Annotated in this window: 17 protein-coding genes; 6 read left to right on the top strand and 11 right to left on the bottom strand. The window is 55.4% G+C overall.

Features of this window, described 5'->3' with window-relative positions; all coding sequences use genetic code 11:
- Positions 1 to 166: 166 nt before the first annotated feature.
- Positions 167 to 817, top strand: a complete 651-nt coding sequence (locus KHO33_RS32020; protein ID WP_200566617.1) for a glycosyltransferase family 9 protein — start codon at positions 167 to 169, stop codon at positions 815 to 817.
- Positions 818 to 873: 56 nt separating this feature from the next.
- Here KHO33_RS32020 and KHO33_RS32015 read toward each other — a convergent pair whose 3' ends face one another.
- The 4 genes from KHO33_RS32015 to KHO33_RS32000 are packed head-to-tail and all read right to left on the bottom strand — an operon-like array spanning position 874 to position 5,605.
- Positions 874 to 2,760 (bottom strand): polysaccharide biosynthesis protein, encoded by a 1,887-nt coding sequence (locus tag KHO33_RS32015; RefSeq protein ID WP_200566618.1) that lies wholly within the window; start codon positions 2,758 to 2,760, stop codon positions 874 to 876.
- Between the two features lie 12 nt (positions 2,761 to 2,772).
- On the bottom strand, positions 2,773 to 3,795 hold the full coding sequence (locus KHO33_RS32010) for an MraY family glycosyltransferase (protein ID WP_200566619.1): 1,023 nt from the start codon (positions 3,793 to 3,795) through the stop codon (positions 2,773 to 2,775).
- Between the two features lie 8 nt (positions 3,796 to 3,803).
- A complete protein-coding gene (locus tag KHO33_RS32005) occupies positions 3,804 to 4,760 on the bottom strand; it encodes a UDP-glucose 4-epimerase family protein (RefSeq protein ID WP_200566620.1) in 957 nt (318 codons plus the stop codon).
- Positions 4,757 to 5,605 (bottom strand): glycosyltransferase family 2 protein, encoded by an 849-nt coding sequence (locus KHO33_RS32000; protein WP_200566621.1) that lies wholly within the window; start codon positions 5,603 to 5,605, stop codon positions 4,757 to 4,759. Before KHO33_RS32000 ends, KHO33_RS32005 begins: the two co-directional genes overlap by 4 nt.
- A gap of 374 nt (positions 5,606 to 5,979) precedes the next feature.
- Here KHO33_RS32000 and KHO33_RS43025 point away from each other — a divergent pair, with 374 nt between their 5' ends.
- The gene (locus tag KHO33_RS43025) at positions 5,980 to 6,315 is read left to right on the top strand and encodes an adenylyl-sulfate kinase (RefSeq protein ID WP_200566622.1); all 336 of its coding nucleotides are present in this window, start codon (positions 5,980 to 5,982) and stop codon (positions 6,313 to 6,315) included.
- Complete coding sequence (locus tag KHO33_RS31990) at positions 6,230 to 7,243, top strand: Stf0 family sulfotransferase (RefSeq protein ID WP_234480707.1); 1,014 nt, start codon at positions 6,230 to 6,232, stop codon at positions 7,241 to 7,243. Before KHO33_RS43025 ends, KHO33_RS31990 begins: the two co-directional genes overlap by 86 nt.
- A gap of 256 nt (positions 7,244 to 7,499) precedes the next feature.
- Here KHO33_RS31990 and KHO33_RS31985 read toward each other — a convergent pair whose 3' ends face one another.
- The 7 genes from KHO33_RS31985 to KHO33_RS31955 form a co-directional block, all read right to left on the bottom strand.
- Positions 7,500 to 8,780 (bottom strand): FkbM family methyltransferase, encoded by a 1,281-nt coding sequence (locus KHO33_RS31985; protein ID WP_200566624.1) that lies wholly within the window; start codon positions 8,778 to 8,780, stop codon positions 7,500 to 7,502.
- A gap of 79 nt (positions 8,781 to 8,859) precedes the next feature.
- The gene (locus tag KHO33_RS31980) at positions 8,860 to 9,888 is read right to left on the bottom strand and encodes a hypothetical protein (protein ID WP_200566625.1); all 1,029 of its coding nucleotides are present in this window, start codon (positions 9,886 to 9,888) and stop codon (positions 8,860 to 8,862) included.
- Positions 9,881 to 11,272 carry a glycosyltransferase family protein gene (locus KHO33_RS31975; protein ID WP_200566626.1) on the bottom strand — a complete coding sequence of 464 codons (1,392 nt, stop codon included), beginning with the start codon at positions 11,270 to 11,272 and terminating at the stop codon, positions 9,881 to 9,883. The genes KHO33_RS31980 and KHO33_RS31975 overlap by 8 nt, the downstream gene beginning before the upstream one ends.
- Before the next feature lie 47 nt (positions 11,273 to 11,319).
- Positions 11,320 to 12,039 (bottom strand): ABC transporter ATP-binding protein, encoded by a 720-nt coding sequence (locus tag KHO33_RS31970; RefSeq protein WP_097393544.1) that lies wholly within the window; start codon positions 12,037 to 12,039, stop codon positions 11,320 to 11,322.
- Positions 12,040 to 12,047: 8 nt separating this feature from the next.
- Positions 12,048 to 12,854, bottom strand: a complete 807-nt coding sequence (locus KHO33_RS31965; RefSeq protein ID WP_234480708.1) for an ABC transporter permease — start codon at positions 12,852 to 12,854, stop codon at positions 12,048 to 12,050.
- Positions 12,855 to 12,902: 48 nt separating this feature from the next.
- Positions 12,903 to 13,871 (bottom strand): CgeB family protein, encoded by a 969-nt coding sequence (locus KHO33_RS31960; protein WP_200566627.1) that lies wholly within the window; start codon positions 13,869 to 13,871, stop codon positions 12,903 to 12,905.
- Positions 13,868 to 16,312, bottom strand: coding sequence for a glycosyltransferase family protein (locus tag KHO33_RS31955; protein WP_200566628.1), 2,445 nt, complete (start codon positions 16,310 to 16,312; stop codon positions 13,868 to 13,870). Before KHO33_RS31955 ends, KHO33_RS31960 begins: the two co-directional genes overlap by 4 nt.
- 1,366 nt (positions 16,313 to 17,678) lie before the next feature.
- On the opposite strand from KHO33_RS31955, the gene KHO33_RS31950 reads away from it, so the two are divergent.
- Genes KHO33_RS31950 through rfbG form a run of 3 tightly spaced genes read left to right on the top strand, consistent with a single transcriptional unit; the run spans position 17,679 to position 20,934 of the window.
- Entirely contained in the window at positions 17,679 to 19,097 is a 1,419-nt protein-coding gene (locus KHO33_RS31950) for a hypothetical protein (protein WP_200566629.1), read from the top strand.
- On the top strand, positions 19,094 to 19,864 hold the full coding sequence (gene rfbF / locus KHO33_RS31945; protein WP_200566630.1) for a glucose-1-phosphate cytidylyltransferase: 771 nt from the start codon (positions 19,094 to 19,096) through the stop codon (positions 19,862 to 19,864). Before KHO33_RS31950 ends, rfbF begins: the two co-directional genes overlap by 4 nt.
- Positions 19,864 to 20,934, top strand: a complete 1,071-nt coding sequence (gene rfbG / locus KHO33_RS31940; protein ID WP_200566631.1) for a CDP-glucose 4,6-dehydratase — start codon at positions 19,864 to 19,866, stop codon at positions 20,932 to 20,934. The genes rfbF and rfbG overlap by 1 nt, the downstream gene beginning before the upstream one ends.
- The last annotated feature ends 5 nt before the right edge of the window (positions 20,935 to 20,939 follow it).

Raw genomic sequence — 20,939 nt, 5'->3', positions numbered from 1 at the left:
TGAAACGCTTGCACGGAAATCGAAAACCAGCTAAATAACCCTTAGTCCTGCTTCACAGGGTGGGGGAATTTGCGCGACCATAAGTGGGGGAGTTTCAACTGACCGTCCGGGTTGCGACGCGCGGTATGACATGGTGATAGTCCAAAGCCTCACCACGAAAACCATCTTGAAGAAGATTCAATACCATCCCTTCACTCCGTGGTTTTCGATCATGGGGCACCGCAGGGACGAGAATTTCTCGAGGATTCAGCTTTCGTACGAACGGATTACGCGCGTGTTCAAATCGACGCACGAATCCGGCCCGATCGCACCCACGTTGACGGTCTCAGACCGGGATGGCGGAAGCGCAGAGATGTTTACGATTGCGGTCGCGGTAGGGGGCGGCGACAAGCGACGCAGGTATAAAAACTGGGCGCTGCTTATCAAGCAGATTTCTTCGAGCTGGCCTAAGCAGGTCCCGAGCCCGCGGTTCATTCTGCTCGGCACCGGCGACATTGCGCTCGATACAGTGAGAGCGGTCCGTGAAGACGTAGCTTGCGGCCATGTCGAGTCGCACGTAGACCTGCCGAATATCGCCGCGGCAGCCGAGTTGATAAAGCAGAGCTCCTTTTTTATTGGTGCGGATGGGGGGCTTATGCATATTGCTGCAGCGCTCGGAAAGCCTGGTGTCGCGATCTTCTGTCAAATCAAGCCTGAGTGGCGACTCCATTCCCAATCGACGATACGGACCGCTTCCGCTGAGCGGGATATCAACAGCGTTCCGATCGAGAGAATCGCCAGCGAGGTGATTGATTATTGTCGCGAGTTGCTGCGGTAAACGAGGCGCCTTTTTTTCACGCGTGCGACAACAACTGGACTCACCTGTGCAAGCTCTCAGGAAACCCGCGTGACTTGCGTGACGCTACCGACACTACGCAAAGCCGGTGCGCTGGCCGGTTGATATTCCGGCACCCAGCGGCGCAGGTCGCGGCGCACTTCGTCGTCGCTTAACACGCGATGCTGCATAAGCCACGGCAACAACTTGTCCAACAGATCATCAGACACTTCGCGCGCGCGCGCGGTCCGCAACTTGGGATGCGGCGTACGTGTCGTTGTTTCGTCACACGCCAGCAGTTCTTCGTAGAGCTTTTCGCCAGGCCGCAGACCAGTAAACACGATCCGGATCTGCTCCTCGGTAAAGCCGTACAAGCGGATCAAGTCGCGAGCCAGGTCGACGATCTTCACCGGCTCGCCCATGTCGAGGATGAAGATCTCGCCGCCGTGCCCCATGCTGGACGCCTGCAGCACGAGCTGCGACGCTTCCGGGATAGTCATGAAGAAGCGCGTGATCTCAGGGTGCGTCACCGTGACGGGGCCGCCCTTCGCAATCTGCTGCTGGAACTTCGGAATGACACTACCGGCGCTACCCAGTACGTTCCCGAACCGAACTGTCTCGAACTGCGTACGCGAGCTGGTCTGCTGCAAAGCCTGACACGCCATTTCCGCTAAACGCTTGCTCGCGCCCATCACGTTAGTCGGATTGACTGCCTTGTCGGTCGAGATCAGCACGAAATGCTTCACGTCGTGACGAATCGCAGCGCGACCCACCCGATAGGTACCGAGCACGTTATTACGCACGGCCTGCCATGCGTTCTGCTCTTCCATTAGCGGGACGTGCTTATACGCGGCCGCATGAAATACGATGTGCGGCGTGTGACGCGACATCACCTGATCGAGCAGCAGCGAGTCTTTCGCATCTCCGATAACCGGAATCACCGACACGTCTGCATAACGCTCGCTCAACTCTTCAGTAAGCCGATAAATCGCGTATTCGGACAAGTCATACGCAATAAGTTGAGCCGGCTGGAAGCGCAGGATCTGGCGACACAATTCGGAGCCGATAGACCCGCCTGCACCGGTGACCATCACGATCCTGTCATGCAGCAGTGCTTCCACATGGGGCGTATCGATATTGATCGGATCACGACCCAGCAAATCTTCGAGGTCGATCTGTCGCACGCGCGATAGAAACGCCTGACCTTGCGTGACGTCGGTTAGCGCAGGCAACACGAGCGCTCGTACACCGGCACGAACACACAGCGTTGCTACACGCCGCTGCACATCCACCGTGGCGGAAGGAATGGCAATGATTGCGTATTCCGTCTTCAGCGTCTCAGCAAGTTGAGGTAGATCGCTTATCGAGCCGAGCACTTTGTAGCCGTAGATTTCACGTCCGTGCTTGGAAACATCGTCGTCGAGCAGGCCCACCAAACGCCATTCGCTCGAACGCGACAGCTCACGCGCGAGACTTGCGCCCGCGTTGCCTGCGCCGAGCACCACTACCGGCTTACCCTGTCCGACGAGCCCACCGTACAGATAAAACTCTTTGGTCGCACGATACAGCGCGCGTGATCCACCCATCGCGAGAAATAGGAACAGCGGCGACACCACCAGCACGGAGCGTGGCACGATCGGCATAGGTTGGACCAGCACCGAAACGACCATGGAGACGAACGCCCCAGCGATGACGGCTTTCGATATACGGACGAGATCCGGCAAGCTCGCAAAGACCCACATGCCACGGTACAAGCCGAAAATGCGGAACATGATGCCGTAGGTAGGCAGGACCCAGAGGAGCGAGTGCATCGCCCCGACCCGGAATTCTGCCGGGACCAGTCCGTTAAAGCGAATGATGTACGCGATCAGCCAGGCAGCGGCGACCGCGCATAAGTCGAAAAGGAAAGCGCTGAAAGACAGCCAGGTGGCCTTGTTTCTAAGCATCAGCGTCGTACCTCAGTTATCGGACAGTGTTGATTGGAAACGACGCCAGCGCATATCAACCAAAGCGCCTGCTGCACAGAGAACGGCGATCCAAACGGCCAGCACACACGACTGAAAAATCACTGAGCGGCCAAGTGCGTAAATAGCAAGCATTATGCCAGCTACCATTAGTGCATACCACGTCAAAGCTGTCCTGGCGTGTCCGATTCCGGAGCGCACCATACGTTGATAGTAGTGCTCGCGGTGCGCTTGCCAAAATCTTTCGCCACGGAGCAACCGACGCGCCAGCGTGATCGAGGCATCGGCGATGAACGGCGCGAACACGAAAATCGGGAACCAGACGGGCCAGACGCCTCCGCGCCAGCCCCAGTAACCCAGCGCACCAGCAAGAAAACCCAGTGAGATCGATCCTGCGTCACCGAGAAAAATGCGCGCTGGGTGAAAATTAAACAACAGGAAGCCGAGAGCGGCACCTGAGATCGCCGTCGCTGACCATGCCAGTTCCGGCAAAGGATGGTCGCTAAGCAGCGCACCAGCCGCGTACCCGGCGAAGCCGAACAGCGCCATACCGCCTGCCAGACCGTCCGCGCCGTCCATGAAATTGTAAAGATTGACCAACCATATCATCAAAAAGGCAAGAATTACCAAGCCCCACCAGGGTGCATCGGCGGGAAAAAGTACGACCAGCCCAACCACGGCGATCAGATGGGCCGCGAACCTGGCTCTTGCGGGCAATCCGCGCCGATCGTCGATCTGTGAAATCGCTGCCAGGAAAGCGGTACCGAGAGCGGCATACCAAAGGCTCGGTGCCAGCAGCAAGGTCGCCACCACGGCCACCGGAACAATGCCCCAGCCGCCGACGCGCGGCGTCGGCACGACGTGCAGTGAGCGGTCGTTAGGGATGTCCGTAGCGAGCCGCCAGGCCATGCCTGTGCGAAGCAGCGCCCAGAGGATAGCGGCGCATGCACATGCCGCGCCAAGCGCGACTACGGTCACGGCAACCCACGTAGGGGAGGTCGAAAGGTACGTCAACATGCGCGCCCTCAATGCGTGGATCGATACCAACGGGCGGTTTCGGCCAGCCCCTCGTCGGTGGAATATGGCGGTTGCCAACCGAGCGTCATGCGTATGTGCGCGGTGTCGAGCTGCAGGGCGCCGACCAGCCGGTCCACGTGCGCCGAGCGGCCTGTCAGCCGACCCGCGAGACGCAACAGGCCCAGCGGTACCGGCAACAAGCGCGCGGTCTTTTGCAGATGCCCAGCGAGCGAACGGGCCAGTTCGGCGACGGTCGGAGCAGCGGCGTCTGCAACGTGAAAGCATTGGTGCGCCGCGCGTGGGTCTACCGCGCAATGCATCAGGGCGTCTGCGAGGTTCTCGACATAGATCAGGCTGCGCCGCGCGTCGATCGAAGCTAGCGGCAACGGCACCCCTTTCCAGACACCGTCCATCAAACGCAGGAAGTTGGCACGTACCTGTGGCCCGTACACCAGCGGCGGGCGCACGATCACGACATCCAAGCCGGACTCTTCGCCGTAGCTCGACAGCGCTTGTTCGGCCGCGAGCTTCGAGCGCCCGTATGCGTCCTGCGGCATTGGCGGATCGTCTTCGCGCAACGGACGGCCTGAATCGCCTTCGGCCAGCGCCTTAACGCTGCTAACAAAGACAAAACGCGTCGAGCCATGTCGCCGTGCAGCCCGTGCAACGCGAAGCGCACCGTCAACGTTGGTCGCGCGAAACGCTGCGTCGGGATCGGCAGACTCTTCGCGCATCACATGGACTCGCGCCGCCAGATGCACGACGCAATCCACGTGCAACGCATCCGGCCATGTCGCGTCGACGTCGGTGAAATCCGTGCTGACGTCGACCCATTCGTTCACGCCGCTTTCAAGCTGCCCTGTCCGCCTGACAAGGCCGGTGACCGTGTGTCCGGCGTCAAGCAATGCGCGGCATAGCGCATGACCGACAAAGCCGTTGGCCCCCGTGACGAGCACATGACTCATAGCCACTTCCAGCCAAACCGGTTGAAGAATTTGTACGCCGACGCCATGAACATGCGAATGTGCGCGGAGCCTTTGCGCGCTGCGCCACCGCCGTGATGCAGTACGCGCACGGCGGGCGCGTAGACAACTCGGGTGACGTCATGCGCGCGAAGACTCAAATCGTAGTCCTCGAAATAAAGGAAATAACGCGCATCGAAGCCTCCCAGCTGTTTCAGCACGGACGTGCGGAACAGCATGAAACAACCACTGACGATTGGCGGATCCCACACGATGTCGCGCGCGTTGATCTGGTCACGCATCTCGTAGCGAGCGAGACGACGCGTGAACAGCGCTCGCAGCCGTGCCGGTAAAAAACCACGCGCGAACAGATCGAGCAGTGTAGGGTAGCGTCGGCACAGGAACTGCTGCCGACCATGCTCGTCGCCGATCCACGGTGTGATCAGACCCGCTTCCGCGTGGGAATCGAAGAAATTGAGGGCTTCTTTGAGCGCGTCGGACGCAAGTTCGATGTCAGGGTTCAGCACCAGGTGGTAGCGGCTGTTGCTGCGTTCGATCGCCAGATTGTGGCCCCTGCCGTATCCGACGTTCCCATGCCCGGCGATGACCGTTACGACAACATTCTGGATACCGAGCGTTTCCAAGGTAGAGGACGCATCAGCCTCCCCCCCGCCGTTGTCAACCAAGTAAAGTGCGATGGGAATTGAGCAATTGATCGCACGCAGTTCTTCGCAGGCGGCGCCAAAGCTCGCGAGCGTCGCATTCAACTTCGCGACATCCGACCGATAGACGACGACGGAGACAGATAAACCTTCAGATTTGAGACCCAGCGCGCTTATGGCATTCATTTCATTAAACTACGTGTCTTTTGGATGACACTTCAGGACTGTCTTGCGTTGTGTGGTCGCAACAAACCGCAAGTTTGCTCAAATTGTCCTTCCTCAGCAACCTGCTTTTCGATTTGTTACGGGTTGTTCCGGAAGTGTTGTGCTCCACGCACACGGTATCTAGGGCGCGGCTCGTTGTTGCCGCTCCTGGGCCCTGAAAGGGCCGATTTACATCTCAGGTGTTCCCAAACAGCCTTCGCGCACAGCAACTTGCGTCAAGCAATCTTTGTTGCGGAAAATTACAGATCCACTACGTTTTTTAGGCAAACGTTAAAATCGGCCAAACGGTCTCCGTGACAAATCGATAGCAGTGATTTTTTGGAGGAATTGGCGTCGTGGGCGAACATTCACCTCACAGCTGCGTGCTTCCGTTCACTGGCCTATCTGGAGCAGACAAACCGACGATAGCAGAGGAGCTACTTGGCCGGCTCTGTGAACTCAACATTAACGCCATCATCTTGGACGGCGACACATTCCGTATGGGACTAAGCTCGAATCTCAGGTACAGTTCCGCCGCTCGCCTACGCCGAGTCGCCTATACGCAGGATCACCTAAGTAGCCGAGCTTTTTCAACGATGAGGCTTCATGGTCATTGTCGCTACAATTTCACCCGAGCAAAGCCATCGCGGTGCAGATATATCTCACACATACAAAATATCGCCTGCGCCTAACGCTGTGTCGAATAAAAAAAACTATCTCTCGACGCAGAAACTCAATTGCACCTCTCTATTCTGTCAACGCGGCTCAAGCCAAACAAGTCGGTCTAGTCAAAAAATGGAAAACAAAGTAGCTGCGGCATTCCCGGATAATGCCGTCATTCATCTCAACACAATTCAAAAGATCTCTCAGGAAACCCGGCTTTACGTGATCTTTATCATCGCAAGGTCAGGCAGTACTTGGCTTATGGAAATGGCGCAGAATTCCAATATTCTGGGAACGCCGCAGGAATGGTTCAACGAAGGATGGATTCACACTTGCGAACTGGCTTTAGGATGCCGCCCCCCCCTCGCAATTGGCACCGGTGACGTCGATGAGTATCTTCAACGCACCGTCGCGGACTACCGTTCACAATCCGGAGTGATGGGTCTCCAGTTGTCCCCATATCAGACGGAATGTTTATGCAGTATGCTAGAACGGCCAAGAGACATCTGCAGTCTTGTGCAGCCTTTTTACCTAAGACGCCGCAATCTCGTGGCTCAAGCAATCTCTCTTTATCGAAGCGTGAGGTCCGAATTTTTTCATAGCTATCAAGCAAATCCCGTTTTGCAGTCGCGACTTGACGCTGTGGAATACGATACCGAAGCTATCGTCGGCTGGTGCGAGCACCTAGTTGCGGGAGAGGTATTTTTCGAGTCAACGTTCAGTCGGCTGAATCTATCGCCCGCTCGCTTCACCTACGAGGATATTATTGCTGGCCCAGAGGACGTGTTGACATGGATGAATAAAACGATTAATCCGACATCAACCACGCGCGTAGCGGCACACAGCAAAAATCTCCAAACACTTAGGACTGAAATTAGCGAAGAATGGTGCCACCGATTTAGAACTGAGCGAGCCGACTATCTGGCTCAACTTGAGAGTCGGCGCCCCGCCTTTTGATTTAAAAATCTCGCGGCTTTCAGATCCCGTGCGTCGACGTCAATTTGACGTCACCAAGAGCAGTTGCGCGTCGTGCTGACCGGGATCTTTAATTTCATTCGCGCTCGTCCAAAGATCGAAATTTGATGAAATCCGTTATACGGATTGAAAGGCACCTCAACACCTCGTTCGTTTGGAACCATACATTCGAATTTATTTTTTTAAACACAACGGAAAGGCACGAAGATTTATCACGTACCGAATCAAGCACGGCAAATTAACGACCACTTATCCTTGCCTTAAAAATTCGCCTTATCTCTCGCCAATCACCGCGCAGCAGTCGTGAAATCATTCTTAGCGGCATAGTGAGACGCCAGGAAGACGAAGACAATAGCTCCGCGTTTTGCTTGTTTGACAAATCGATGCGTGAGTAAAGTCCGCGCAGCTCGTCTTCCAGACGCGTGATCGCCGTCGCGCTTCTGCCACGCTCTTCAAATAGAACAATCTCAGTTGCCCTGAGTTCGTTCTCAGTTTGCCTTAGCCGTTCATGCATCTGGTTGATTCGCAGTTGCATTTGTACTGGAATTGGCTCGGCCCAAGTACGCGGCGCGCTTCCTGACGGTTGCGGATTGGGGTGCGCGAGAAACGTCTCATATGCCTCTCCGAACAACCGATGCACCGCCAACGCTGCGAGTTCAGTGCGCCCACTCTCATGCCAATCAGCAGGCGCCCAGCGTGGCGTGCGCCAAAGACTCGAGCGCAACGACTCTCGACTTGCAACCCGTTCGAGCACGCAACCCACTTCGCGCAATTCTGCGCTGAGGTGGGGCGCACGATCTCTGGTAACCCACAAGCCTGCTTCATAGGCAAATGGAAACTCGTTCTGCTCGCCGTCGCGAAACGGCCTAGCGGAGATCGCGGGAAATGCGAAATAAAACACCGAAAACCCGAGGCTGATAAACAATTCGCCGACATCAAGCGAATCTACCGATTCATTACATTCAATCCAAAACGTTGAATTCGAAGTCTGAACAAATTCGAGCTCGGCATTAAAAATTGCTTTTTCGGCACCTTCGACATCGACTTTGTACAAATCGAATGGCCCATGTCGTTCCGACAGCGCTTTGAGCGACACCGTCGAACCAGCGGCGGGAGCCTGTACATTGCCGTCTGTGTGGCTCGTCACGGAAAATGAACCCTTATTGCCCGGAATAAAGGTTCCACCTTCGTGATGAGCGAACGGACCAACAATAGCGTCGACCACCGCGCTCGGCACCGAAGCGTTCCGTGCCACATTCTTTCGCAACAACTCGACAGTGACGGCGTTGGCTTCAACGAAACACAAACGGTCCAGTTTCCTTAACTGTGACAGTCCGAGACCAAAGGTGCCGATAAACGCGCCGATGTCAGCAACCTTGCTGCCAGGTGCAAGATTGTCTGCGACGAACTGAAGCTCGTACTGCGCCCACTCACCATATTTGGAGAGACACCGACAAATAAGATCGTCAGCAGCTTCGTATGCTTCGAGTACACCGTAGCGCGTAGCTATTTCCTGCATGAAATTCTCTCTTTCAAAAGCAAAGCGAAACAAGTTCTAGAACGCCGCGATGCGACGCCCTAGACAGTTTGACTCACCATCAGAGTCCCTGCTGACGACACCATTCACCAAAGCCATCCGGCCCGGCCAAAAAGGGGTTCTTGAAGCTAGCGCGCAAGTCCACACGCTGTCGCCAGGCTAGCCGGTGCGACCGCGGGATCGGTTCCTTGTCGGTGTAAGTGCCGAACATCCACCAATTTGCCGGGAGACCTATTGGCCGATGAACAATCAGCCGGCTGCGATACCATCTAAGCAATTCGAAAACTTCGCTTGACCCAAAGGAATACCGCTCAAGCATGGCCTCGCCAACAGAATTGACCTTTGTAAAGTGGAAAAATCGGAGCTGATCGGCGCCAGCCATGATTGTTCCATCCGCCTGAAGCGCTATTGGACGTGTTGCAAGATTCCACGACGCAACGTTGTATCCGGGGTTACGCAAAACGAAAACCCCTTCAAACAATGCAGGAACCAAATCGCACCACCGCTGATCCGTGAAGAGCCCGTTGGGTACGTCGTCACGACAAAACTTCAACAACCGATCTCGCCACCATTCCGCAAACTTCCGCCCGTAGACGGTGTTGCTAACGGCAACAAAACCGAGATTGTAGACACCGTGCTTTAGGGATCCAATCTCGTTGTCGCAAACGCCTGCAAGCGTGGTTTCGGGTTGTACAACGTGAGGCGTCAGAACAACTGAGGATTGCTCCAAACGCTCGATTACATGACTCAGCGGCGCGAAGACAGCCGTATCAGGATCAAGATAGATCACTGCGTCCGCCGCCTCGTCCAATAGTCGGCATAGCATCGTACCTTTCACAGCCGTACACAACTCGACGACGTCATGCTCAAAAGCCCACTGCTTCCACTCAGGAATACCTAGCTCCGAAATCGTGACGACGTGATCAAAACATTCTTCTCCGATGTCGAAGTGAAAACCTTCCGGTGCTTCGTCAGAGAGTAAAAGCCACAGTGTCCAATCAGGGTGATGTTTGCGGACGCTCTCAGCGAGCACGCGCGCGCGATCGAGATAGCTGAACGAAACGCTGGTGTAGCAGTGAACCCTACGCATTCGACACCTCGCTTTGGAGCAATTGGCCCGTATAGGAGCCGAACCTAAGCGATCCCGTACGACGATCCGCGTCGGACACATATTCGAATATCTGTCCGTCAGCGAACAACGCAAGCAATTCCGTCTCGCTCACAACGCTGCAACCGCGCTTCGGGTTGATTGCGCGAACTAGCGGCCAGACGTTCCCCGCGTCCCGGCGAGCGACGACAAATGCGCCAGCCGCCACAGCCTCAATTGCTGTGAAGGAAAAACTCTCGTAACACATCGACCAATTGATCACGACGTCAATCTCAGCCGCCTTCACCGCTTCGATCATCGCTGATCGACTTTCACGTGCGACTGTTACCGGTACATGCTGGAGACTTGGCACCGCAGGATCGGCCGAACCGAAGTGAAAGAAGGCATAGCGTTCATCTCGAGCATGCCAGCGGGCGAGGGACTCGAAGGCGTCCCAGCCTTTGTGATAGATGGGCGAACCCAAAAACGCGATCCTTAACGGCCGGGCCGCGTCAAACACTTGGGAATTGCCATCAAACACCACTTCACACGGTGCAATGATCGTCGAGTTGCGATAAATATACTTCCCTTGTCGCTTCCAGAAATCAAACAGCGTAGCAGACGGGGAAATTACGCTTGGATGCGTCGAAGCAAAAAATGCTTGCATCCGTTGCACGTGCGAAGCGCGATCAGGGCCTGAGTTGCAGATACGACAGACAGCTGAATCGACCGGCGGCGCAAAACAAAAGGTCGCATCATTCCGCAGCAGGTGAACACTCGGGCACAGCGTGAAAAGATCGTGCAGCCAGACAAGGGGCTGATTGTCATCGCAAGCGCGAATCAATCCTGCAATCAACTCTGGCGCGAACCCTAGCATGTGGTGAACCACGCAACGAGGTTGCCGACCGGCGCGCACAAGATCCGAAGCAATCGCCTCGATATCGGATATCAGAACAACACCTAGTGTCTGTCCATTCAAGGACGCAACGACTTCAAACCTCTCCGGATCCACCACTTCGGCCAGTAACGGCAACGGCCGATTAGGGCAAATATGCAAATAAGTCCAACCCGCCTCACACAGTGCCGCCTGTTCGTCGCCAATGCAGTTCTGCACTCCTCCAGCAATCGTGAGGTAATGGTCGTGGCTCAACCCAATCACGATCCCAGCGGACGCATTTTCCACTGCCATCATAAGCGCTTGTCGCACTACATCGCGCGACAACGGCTCCTGCGTTGAAACGGCAACCCACTCGCGCGCTCGTTCGCGCGGAGAAATGGCGCCGAGGATCCTCGCCTTATTGCGGCTTGCTGGCTTCCTATACGCCCAACCCTCCGCAACAGCGTCACCGACCGAAATAGAGCTCGCTTCGCGACTGTTCTGACTCATGTCGCCTCCCAATTATGTAATCGCCTTGAGCGCGTTCGCCAACCCATTTATGTGACGGTCTCGGTCACTTTCCCGTGTTCGAATACGAGTACGCGATTGCACATTCGGTCAACGAGATCGCTCGAATGCGAGGCGAGGACGAGAATAGACGAATTCTGAACAACGTCGTTAAGGCGCTCGGTCGCTTTCTCGCTAAACGCCTTGTCACCGACGGAAAGCCACTCGTCCATCAGAACGATATCAGCACGGATCGAAGTGGAAACGGCAAATGCCAAGCGCAATTGCATTCCGCTTGAGTACGTCCGAACCGGCATGTTGAGAAAGTGTTCCCCGAGCTCGCTAAATTCGGCGATCGCTGGAAGCTTTTCCTCAATTTCTTTGGGTTTTATGCCCATCATGATGCCGCGCAGGAAGATATTTTCGTACCCTGTCGCCTCCGGCTCCATCCCAAGCGACATATCAATCAATGACACGATACGCCCATTGACAGATAACCTACCGGAGATCGGTGCATATACGCCCGCGAGCACTCGCAGCAATGTGGTCTTACCAGCGCCGTTGTGACCGACGAAACCAACGCGGTCCCCCGGTTTGAATTCAAATGACACGTCATCGAGCGCACGCACGGTAATGTGCTTACCGGCATCCGCAGCCACCCTGCCGCCCGTCGAGGCGCTCAAAAGCGACTTTCGCAGGGACCGATGCGATGCGTTATAAATAGGAAATTCCACAACGACATTTTCTGCTTTAATGTATGACTCGCTCATGTCCTGCCTCACAGCCAATACGCAATCCGGTTCCGGTAGCGTCCTTGCAACAGAACGCCGATCACTACGAAGACAATCGCGCTTGCGATGGACCACAAATATGATTGACCCGGGAAAACCTGGTCAACCAGGGGGGCCCGCACGATTTCCACGAGGTGCGCGAAGGGGTTCCATTCAGCGATCCATCCATGCTTACCCAAGCTATTAGGACGCCAGATGATCGGCGTCAGGTAAAACAGAACCATCGTAGCGTTCTGAACGATCATCGGCATATCTCTGAACCGCGTGCAAAATACGCTCACAATCATAGAGATGCCTAACATCGCAACACTACCGATAAAGAGCCCGGGAATGATCAATAAAGCATGCCAATCCACTCCGACGCGTAGAGCCGCGAAAACCAAGATGATGATAACGCCGTTGTGCGCGAGAATAATTAGGTTACGCACCATGATTCTTAGCAAGTACACCGGCATCGGAAAGCGAATTTGCTTAATTGTGTGCTCGAATTGCACGAAGCCGAGGCACGCCTCATTGATCTGTGTCGAATAGAAAGTCCAGACGATGCTGCCGACGGCGAAGAAGGGAAGGTACGCCTTCACGTCATTCTTGAACAGGAACGACCACAATATGCCCATCGTGCCGATCATGATACCGGTCGACAAAGTTACCCAAAACGGGCCGAGGACTGAGCGGCGATACCGTTGCCGAATGTCGTACCATGCGAGCAGCGCCCACAAATGGGGATTACTCAACGCAGCAAGCAACTCTCGCGTACCGGCGCGCTGACGCGCATCATCAATTGGCTTGTTCATGGACTACTGAGTTCTCTGTGTAGCCGACCATTATAGCCGAGTACCAAGTCATGACCGGAGATCACCTATCGCATCGAGAATGCGCGTCGCGCGATTCTCATACGTATGGTCCTTCATCGCGCGCCGCTGCGCGGCGAGCGCGATCGCAGCCGCTCGGGCCGGTTCATCACGGAGCATCTCGATATGTGTGCGCAACTCGCGCGGTGAGTCAAACAACAGGACTTCCCCGGCGCGCTCGCTAAAGTAGTCATCAATTTCGAGCCCCTCAACGAACATGCACTGAACTGTACCCGCGGCAGCCGCCTCGAATGTTCGAGGCCCAGGCGTCGAGGCGTCGAGGTTGAATCGACTATTCGCCAGATTAAAGCGACGGCCCATATTCAATGTAAGAAGCGAACTGGCATGAAGGTCCGGTAATTCAGAATTAGGAACACGTCGGTTCTCAGCAAATGGTAGATCGGACGGCCACTCCGCGCCAGCAACCAACACATTGAAGGGGCGCAGACTGTCGACACAGTCGCGCAACAAAGCGACACGATTAGGAAAGCCCACACCGCAGAAAAAGACGTCGCGCTCTTTGTTTGGATTGTGCTCGCGAAAATGAGCCACCCGATCCGCGGCAAGAGGTACGTGATAGACGCGGGGATGTGAATAGTGTGTGGCTGCCCAACGATCGTTAGAGAACACAACGTCTGCAAGCGGAACAATCTTGTAACCGTAGTCGAATTCATACGGATCATCGTGCAGCCAAAATGCAAGACACGCCCCGACATCGAGCGCCGCCGCCTTCACCCCGAGGTAGTTGGCCACGGCCGGCATGCATGAGCCAAACACGATGATCAGCTGCGGAAGAAAGTCCCGCGTCACCTGCTCTGCCCCTTCGAGCGAGCACACGCGAACGCTACTCTCGGCCAGTCGCGCACGAAAGCCGTTGGCAACATACCCACGCAACACCGAGTTGTTGTTCACTGAGTCAGGCGATGCGCCGCAAATCAGCACGCGAAATGAAGCGGTCACAGAAGGTTCCTTACCCGATTGACAACAATACGAACGGTCGGGCGAAGTCCGTGCCGGCGGTAGAACGCTAGCACCCTTCGCACTTTGAATACCAACCTTGCTTTGCCTCCGTGGGGCATCGTGACATCGGAATCGGATCCAATTTGCCAGGTGGACGTCTGCAAGACGATGCCAATGTCGGCTAGCGATGTCTGCCTTATCGGTTCGCCGTTGGCTGAGTGGCGACGAGGGGCTCGCAGCAACGCTCGATAGCGAATAGCAAGCTCAGCGGTATGCGTTGTCAATTCCATGTACAAGCGCTCCGTGATCCGTGCCCGAAGCACGTTGAGCAATGCCGGTTCATCGATCAACCGGCGAATAGCATCCACTAATTGTCCCTCTTTGTTTGGCGCGATCTTAATGCCATTCACAAGATGTGTGACACGCTCCCCAAGCGCCCCGATATCAGTGACGATCGGAACCAAGCCAAGCTGCCACGCTTCCGACAAGGTCAAGCAATATGTTTCGGGCCAAACGGAAACGTGAATCGACACGTCACACTCAAGCAGTTCCGGCGGTGGTGCATCGACGGCGTATTGACCGTGCACGACGACGTTCGGGAACCGCCTGCGATCACCAAGTTGAGAATAGTTGCCATCCACGCGCCCGAACACGTGAAACTCAACCGGTGCGCCTTGTAAGAGCGGCAACGCCCGGCAGAGCACATCACCGCCTTTCTGATGGGTGACGTTGCCGAGCAAAGCAACCTTCAGCGGAGTCACGACGCGCTGCAACGACCTCACCGGCCCGTCGAGAATGGGAACCGGGAGCACATGCGCAGATGCGTGCAGCCGCACTGACGGATACATTTGCGAGTACGTGCGCTGCGTTCCATCCGTGTTAAATACAAGCAAGTCGATATGGCGCAAAACGTTGTCCCAAAACATACGGCGCTGGGCCTGCGACCCCGGCGCGATCTCGTGCTTTTGCCATAGGCACACGTCGCATTGAGATAAGGGAACATCGGGAGCGCCGCAAAATTCATTTTTGAACGACAGCAGATTGAATTCGTGACAAACCGGGAAAAAATCGTGTGCAGTAAAGGCAGTCGGAACACCGGTTTGCGCGGCCACATGAATCATCGACGGCACATGGCCGATGAAATGATGAAAGTGGGCGACATCGACGTCGTATTCGAGCAAAATCGTTCGGAAAGCGTGCTCGCGCTCTGGACAAGTCAGCAACCCGGCCGAATATGGCTGCGAAAACTCAAACCGCCGAATTTCAGTGTAGTCCTCAGCAAGTAACTGCGCTTCCCGATCGCGTCCATTTGCGCCGGGAATGTAGAAGAGCACGTTCCACTCAGACGCCAATACCTTCCTGATCCGCTCGAGGTATACCTCCACACCCCCAAAGTTCCCGCGATGCAGGACGTTGTGTGCTACGAACAGTAGCGTCCTACGCTGGGCGCTTTCAATCTCGGATGGTTTGAACGCAATATGGCGCACGTGCGTCAAAATCGATTCCACGCGATTATCATAGGTATGTTCGCGTAGCCCGCGCAGCCGGGCAGCCTCGGCAATCGAATCCCGCGCGGCCCGATCATTGATAAGATGCCTAGCCTTCGCAAGAAAATCGTTCTCAGACGAGAACAAAATGATCTCTTCTCCCGGCGCGAACGACTTCGCAACTTCGCTGAGAGACTCGTGAACCAGTTGCACGCCGCCTGCAAGCGCCGCCTCGAAGAGGCGCGGGGGAGGCGTCTCAGCATACTCGCGCCCCCCCGAGGCAGAAAACACTCGCGGTAGCAGCAGCGTCACCGCGCTCCGGTTGACGAAACGCGCGAAATCGACAGGTGAGGTCCGCCACGACAGCACACTCTCCGGCAATGGAACACGATGAGGCGGCAAGAAAGCATTGGACGGAAGCGCTAGCTTAAATTTCCACTCCGAAGGCATTTGACCTAGGATTGACCTGACAAACTCGCTCCTGTTAGGCCATGCAGTTCCGGCGAAGAAAAGCTGGTAGCGCAACGACTGCTCCGACGCCAACACTGGTAGCGAATGGAACTCCGTCGCGCCTGCCAGCGGCAAGTGTCGGCCTCTGTTTCCGTAGGCACTGACACTCGACGAATCGTTGGTAAAAACAATGTCAAAGAGCTGTGAGTGACGTACGTTTACTTCAAGCTCGTAGGGATCTTCTGTCACCCACAGCGCTGAGCGTCCGCAAATATCCGCGAGGCGAGCGCATAGCGCAGCATCCAACTCCTCACCGTCGAATGCAATGAACAAGTTGCAGCGATTTCTCACCGCAACCGAAACGGCATCCAGGGGATCAGCTTTCCACACAGACTCAACTGACGCGTGCCGTTTCAGTGCAGCAAATATCGCTAGGCAAATGTAATGATTCGGATTTCGATACTTGGTATCAAACAGCAAAATCCGGAACTTGTCTTCATTCATACGTGGTCTAGAAATGTAGCAAATGTCGAAAAAACGGGTGCCCCAGGGCGGCAGCCCAGTTGTTCGTCATACGCAAAAGCCTGAATTCCGAATCCATAGCGCGATATATCGGCGCACAGGGAAATCGCGCCAACCGTAACGCCCTAACATGGGTCATGCAACCCAGCCCCCCCTCATCAAGGCGCCGGGAATCATCCATCTCGTCCACCTAGAGCGCTACGGTTCGGTCGCAGAGTCCGAAAGTGCTGATGACAAGACTCGGGTCGCCCGCGCGATGTAGGGAGCAATTTGCGCACGGGTCAAGACGTTGAACCAAGCTTCGCCATCCCGCTGGTCATCAGTGCATGCAGTATCGGCGGAACTGCCAGTCAAACGGCACAGCATATGACTCGCGCGATGCATGATCGTGTGCAGTCGCCAAGCACGCCGCGCGAGGCTGCTGTGACAGATAGATCCCAGACTAGAACCAAAGGCGGCCACGGCCGCCCACATCGCGATGACATGCCGCCCAGGCCGTCGGTTGCGCACAAATCGCCGCGGCCTTGTTACGGGCTCGCCGCCTCCCGCTAAACGTGCGATTCTACACGCCACGATTGATCATATAGCCATGTCGCGCACTCTTTGTGTTCATTCCGCTTAACCAATAGCGTGACCAAATCGCTACATCCATCAGTCGGCGCGCCCAAGTGGCAGCGGATGGCGAACCTGCATGAATCGGCTGCGAGCCTAGGTGCTCAACACCCTTTGAGACACTAGGGCACGAAAATCGCGCCGTCGATTTCGGAGAAGGACGCTCCATAAACGTTGAAGTCTGGACCAACGTCAAGATTGCTCTGCGCGCAGCGACACACCCGCCCAAGCCATCAAATGCACCGCCATGGCGATCATCGCGTTGGCTATCACGATGCAACACGAATTTGATGCTCGCCACACGCTTCGCGACGTTCAGCATATGCCTATCTTGGCGTGGGCGTCGATTTGCGACATGCTTCATTGAGCCCCCTTTCCCATGCAACTCGGTTGCGCCGCCGAATTTGCCTGTAGCTGGGCGCCAGCAAGGCAAGTGAAGTAGTGCGTCGACTGTGTAGTAAGAGTGACCGAACAGCTCCACGGGCGCACGCGCCAATAGTCGCCATGCCGCGTGAGATCAAAAGCGTGGGCAAAATGCCGATGCCATGCAACAATTCTTGTCGAACTCGTCGCTTATAGCCGCGTCATCTCTCGACTGCATGCCCCCTCGGCGGCGCAATGCATCCGGACGTCAGGTCGAGGCCCGAATCCGTCGCCGGCTGTTATGTACAATGCTGCCCGCTCGCATCGGGCATCTGAACAATGATTTGAGGACAATATGGCGGAACTCCGGCCCATGGCGATTACTACATCCCGCATTGCGGGGCATGCTGCATTTCGGTCAATGGTTCCGATGTGGATCGCAGCCCTTGTCGCGACCGCATTCGTTAGTCTGGCGTCGTACCCGGGGTTCTTGTCGTACGATTCCATCCAAGAACTCGCACAGGCGCGAACGTTCGTCGATGGGTCCCAATATCCGCCATTTGGAAGCTACGTATGGCGCATATTTGACTGGATCGCGCCTGGCCCGACATTAATGCAAATCGTACAAAATGGGATATTGGAGTTGTCATTTGCATATATGGTGGGGCGTACACGCATGCCAATGGGTATAAAACTGCTCTGCGTGGCAGCTTTTACAGCACTGCCGCCAATACTTGGGCCGATGCTGGTTGTATGGAAAGATGTTGCCGTGGGCGCCTGTTACATGGGAGCCCTTGCCCTGCTCGCCGCTGTCACGGCCGAATCGACCGGCAATCGGAAACGCACGCTTGTCGCGTTGGCCTTGTTTTTGGTGTGGTGCGGCATGGCATATCGATTTAACGCGGCCAGTGGAGCCTTCCCACTTGTCATGTACGCGCTCTGGAAACTGTTAGGCACATCCCGCAGCGCGAGGCAGACAATTAAAAGGATTCTATCCGGCGCCATGCTGACGCTGGTACTTTGTGCCGTAGTGTGGGTAATGAACAATTATCGACTTCCGAGCTTTGAGAGACTGGCAAGAAACACCAATTCCGACAGCATCATGAAATATGACCTAATTGGAATTTCTGTTTTCGCAAATAAATCCATTGTTCCGGACATCAACGGCAACTCGGTTCCGGTCGATTATTTGAAGAGCATTTACGATCCTCGGCACCTCAATATCACAGCGAATAATGACCGTGAACACCTAGTGGCACCCAACCCGGATCATGTCGCATCGCGTTGGCTCTTCGCCATCAAGTCGAACCCAATGGCCTATTTACGGCATCGCACGGCTGTATTTAGAGAATATATCTCCCTTCACAGCCATGATGTGTTCTACGTGACACATCCCAGCGTAGACGCAAACGATCTTGGCGTCACGTTTACTCCCACTGCGTTCAAAAGCCACGTTACCGAATACATGTGGAAGTCGGGGAATACAAATTTTTGCCGCCCATGGATCTATTACTCGGCATCTTTGCTTTTAGTGGTCGCACTCTTTCTGGTAAGGGCCAGTAGCTATCGTCTCGAGGCGCTCACAGCCAGTTCCAGCGCTTACTTATACCTAATGCCGATGTATTTCATTACGCCAGCAGCAGACCTCCGATACAATTTTTGGTCCGTGTGCGGCTGCGTTGTCGCGTCCATATTGGCTGTAGCAGGCATCCGCGATCGTGGCCACGAGGACGAGCAAGAAATGAAAAAATTCCATAACGCGTCAAGCATCAACATGGGTGTATCGAAATGAAAGCAGTGATACTGGCCGGCGGACTCGGCACGCGGATTAGCGAAGAAACCAACGTACGCCCCAAGCCAATGGTCGAGGTCGGGGGCAAGCCACTTTTGTGGCATATTATGAAAATTTATTCTCACCATGGCATAAATGATTTTATCGTTTGCTGTGGCTATAAGGGCTACATAATAAAGGAATATTTCGCAAACTATTTCCTTCATATGTCAGACGTAACCTTCGATATCCGGCAAAACCGGATGGAGACCCACCAGCAATACGGTGAGCATTGGAAGGTTACGCTAGTCGACACTGGCGAAACGACGATGACGGGCGGTAGATTGGGGCGTATTCGGAACTACCTTGCGGACGAAGACGCATTTTGTATGACGTATGGCGATGGCGTCAGCGACGTCGACGTCACGAGTCTCATTGATTTCCATCGATCGCACGGTCAGCTGGCAACATTGACTGCGACATACCCACCCGGGCGCTTTGGCGCATTAGACATTGAGGGCAATCGCGTTGCGTCGTTCAAAGAGAAGCCAAAGGGCGACGGCGGAATGATTAACGGTGGCTTTTTTGTACTCTCAACAAAGGTGCTTGATTTGATCGAAGGCGATCAGACGGTCTGGGAACGCGAGCCGCTTGAGCGACTCGCGGAGGCGCAGCAACTGGCCGCATTTCGTCATGAGGGTTTTTGGCAGCCCATGGATACGTTGCGGGACAAGACATATCTGGAAGAACTCTGGCAATCCGGCAACGCGCCGTGGAAGGTGTGGTGATGATGGACGGTTCATTCTGGCAGGGCAAGAGGATCTTCCTTACCGGCCACACCGGCTTTAAGGGCAGTTGGACAACGCTGTGGCTCCATGCACTCGGTGCAAAGGTGACGGGCTACTCGCTTGCGCCTGAAACCAGCCCCAATCTGTTTTCGCTCGCGCGAGTTAGCGACGGTGTCGATTCGGTCATAGGCGACATCCGGAACCGAGAACAACTACTCAACGCGGTTAAGGCCGCAAAGCCCGAAATCGTCATTCATATGGCCGCGCAACCGCTTGTGCGGGAATCATACGTAAACCCCGTGGAAACGTACGAGACGAACGTGCTTGGCACGGTCCACTTGCTTGACGCAATCCGACAAGTCCCGGGGGTACGGTCTGTTGTGATAGTCACCACGGATAAATGTTACGAGAACCGCGAGTGGGAGTGGGGTTATCGCGAAAACGAAGCAATGGGTGGCTACGACCCGTACAGCAGCAGCAAGGGCTGCGCTGAACTCGTCACCGCGGCATACCGAAACTCCTTTTTTAATCCGGCGACGTACTCTGAACACGGAGTCGCGGTGGCAAGCGCTCGCGCTGGCAACGTTATCGGTGGTGGCGACTGGGCTGCAGACAGGCTCATTCCCGACATCATTCGTGCTATCACCAATGGCGAAACGGTCAACATCCGCAATCCACATGCGATCCGTCCATGGCAACATGTGCTTGAACCGCTAAGTGGTTATCTTGTCCTGGCGGAAAAGTTGTTCACCGAGGGAACTCGCTATGCCGAGGCATGGAACTTCGGACCGAACGACTCTGACGCTCAGCCGGTGCAAGCGATCGTCGAGCGACTTACGTCACAGTGGGGTGATAACGCACGTTGGGCACTCGACGGGGGCGATCATCCACACGAGGCAACGTTTCTGAAACTGGAGTGTTCGAAGGCGCATACCCGCCTCGGCTGGCGGCCACGCTGGGATCTCGGCCATACCCTCGACAATATCGTCGCGTGGTACAAGGCGGCTGGTCGTCACGAGGATATGAGAGCCGTTACGCTCGCTCAAATCAACGAATACACTCAATCTTAAAGCTA

This window comes from Paraburkholderia nemoris (assembly GCF_905221015.1).
GTDB lineage: Bacteria > Pseudomonadota > Gammaproteobacteria > Burkholderiales > Burkholderiaceae > Paraburkholderia > Paraburkholderia nemoris.
The sequence above is the reverse complement of the archived record's forward strand: the minus strand, read 5'-3'. Positions and strand labels throughout refer to the sequence as shown.

Coding starts and splice junctions, on each gene's coding strand:
- rfbG (WP_200566631.1), top strand. CDS start 19,864: ATGATGGACGGTTCATTCTGGCAGGGCAAGAGGATCTTCCTTACCGGC.
- rfbF (WP_200566630.1), top strand. CDS start 19,094: ATGAAAGCAGTGATACTGGCCGGCGGACTCGGCACGCGGATTAGCGAA.
- KHO33_RS32000 (WP_200566621.1), bottom strand. CDS start 5,605: ATGAATGCCATAAGCGCGCTGGGTCTCAAATCTGAAGGTTTATCTGTC.
- KHO33_RS32005 (WP_200566620.1), bottom strand. CDS start 4,760: ATGAGTCATGTGCTCGTCACGGGGGCCAACGGCTTTGTCGGTCATGCG.
- KHO33_RS32015 (WP_200566618.1), bottom strand. CDS start 2,760: ATGCTTAGAAACAAGGCCACCTGGCTGTCTTTCAGCGCTTTCCTTTTC.
- KHO33_RS31955 (WP_200566628.1), bottom strand. CDS start 16,312: ATGAATGAAGACAAGTTCCGGATTTTGCTGTTTGATACCAAGTATCGA.
- KHO33_RS31970 (WP_097393544.1), bottom strand. CDS start 12,039: ATGAGCGAGTCATACATTAAAGCAGAAAATGTCGTTGTGGAATTTCCT.
- KHO33_RS32010 (WP_200566619.1), bottom strand. CDS start 3,795: ATGTTGACGTACCTTTCGACCTCCCCTACGTGGGTTGCCGTGACCGTA.
- KHO33_RS31965 (WP_234480708.1), bottom strand. CDS start 12,854: ATGAACAAGCCAATTGATGATGCGCGTCAGCGCGCCGGTACGCGAGAG.
- KHO33_RS31950 (WP_200566629.1), top strand. CDS start 17,679: ATGGCGATTACTACATCCCGCATTGCGGGGCATGCTGCATTTCGGTCA.
- KHO33_RS31985 (WP_200566624.1), bottom strand. CDS start 8,780: ATGCAGGAAATAGCTACGCGCTACGGTGTACTCGAAGCATACGAAGCT.
- KHO33_RS31975 (WP_200566626.1), bottom strand. CDS start 11,272: ATGAGTCAGAACAGTCGCGAAGCGAGCTCTATTTCGGTCGGTGACGCT.
- KHO33_RS31990 (WP_234480707.1), top strand. CDS start 6,230: ATGGTCATTGTCGCTACAATTTCACCCGAGCAAAGCCATCGCGGTGCA.
- KHO33_RS31980 (WP_200566625.1), bottom strand. CDS start 9,888: ATGCGTAGGGTTCACTGCTACACCAGCGTTTCGTTCAGCTATCTCGAT.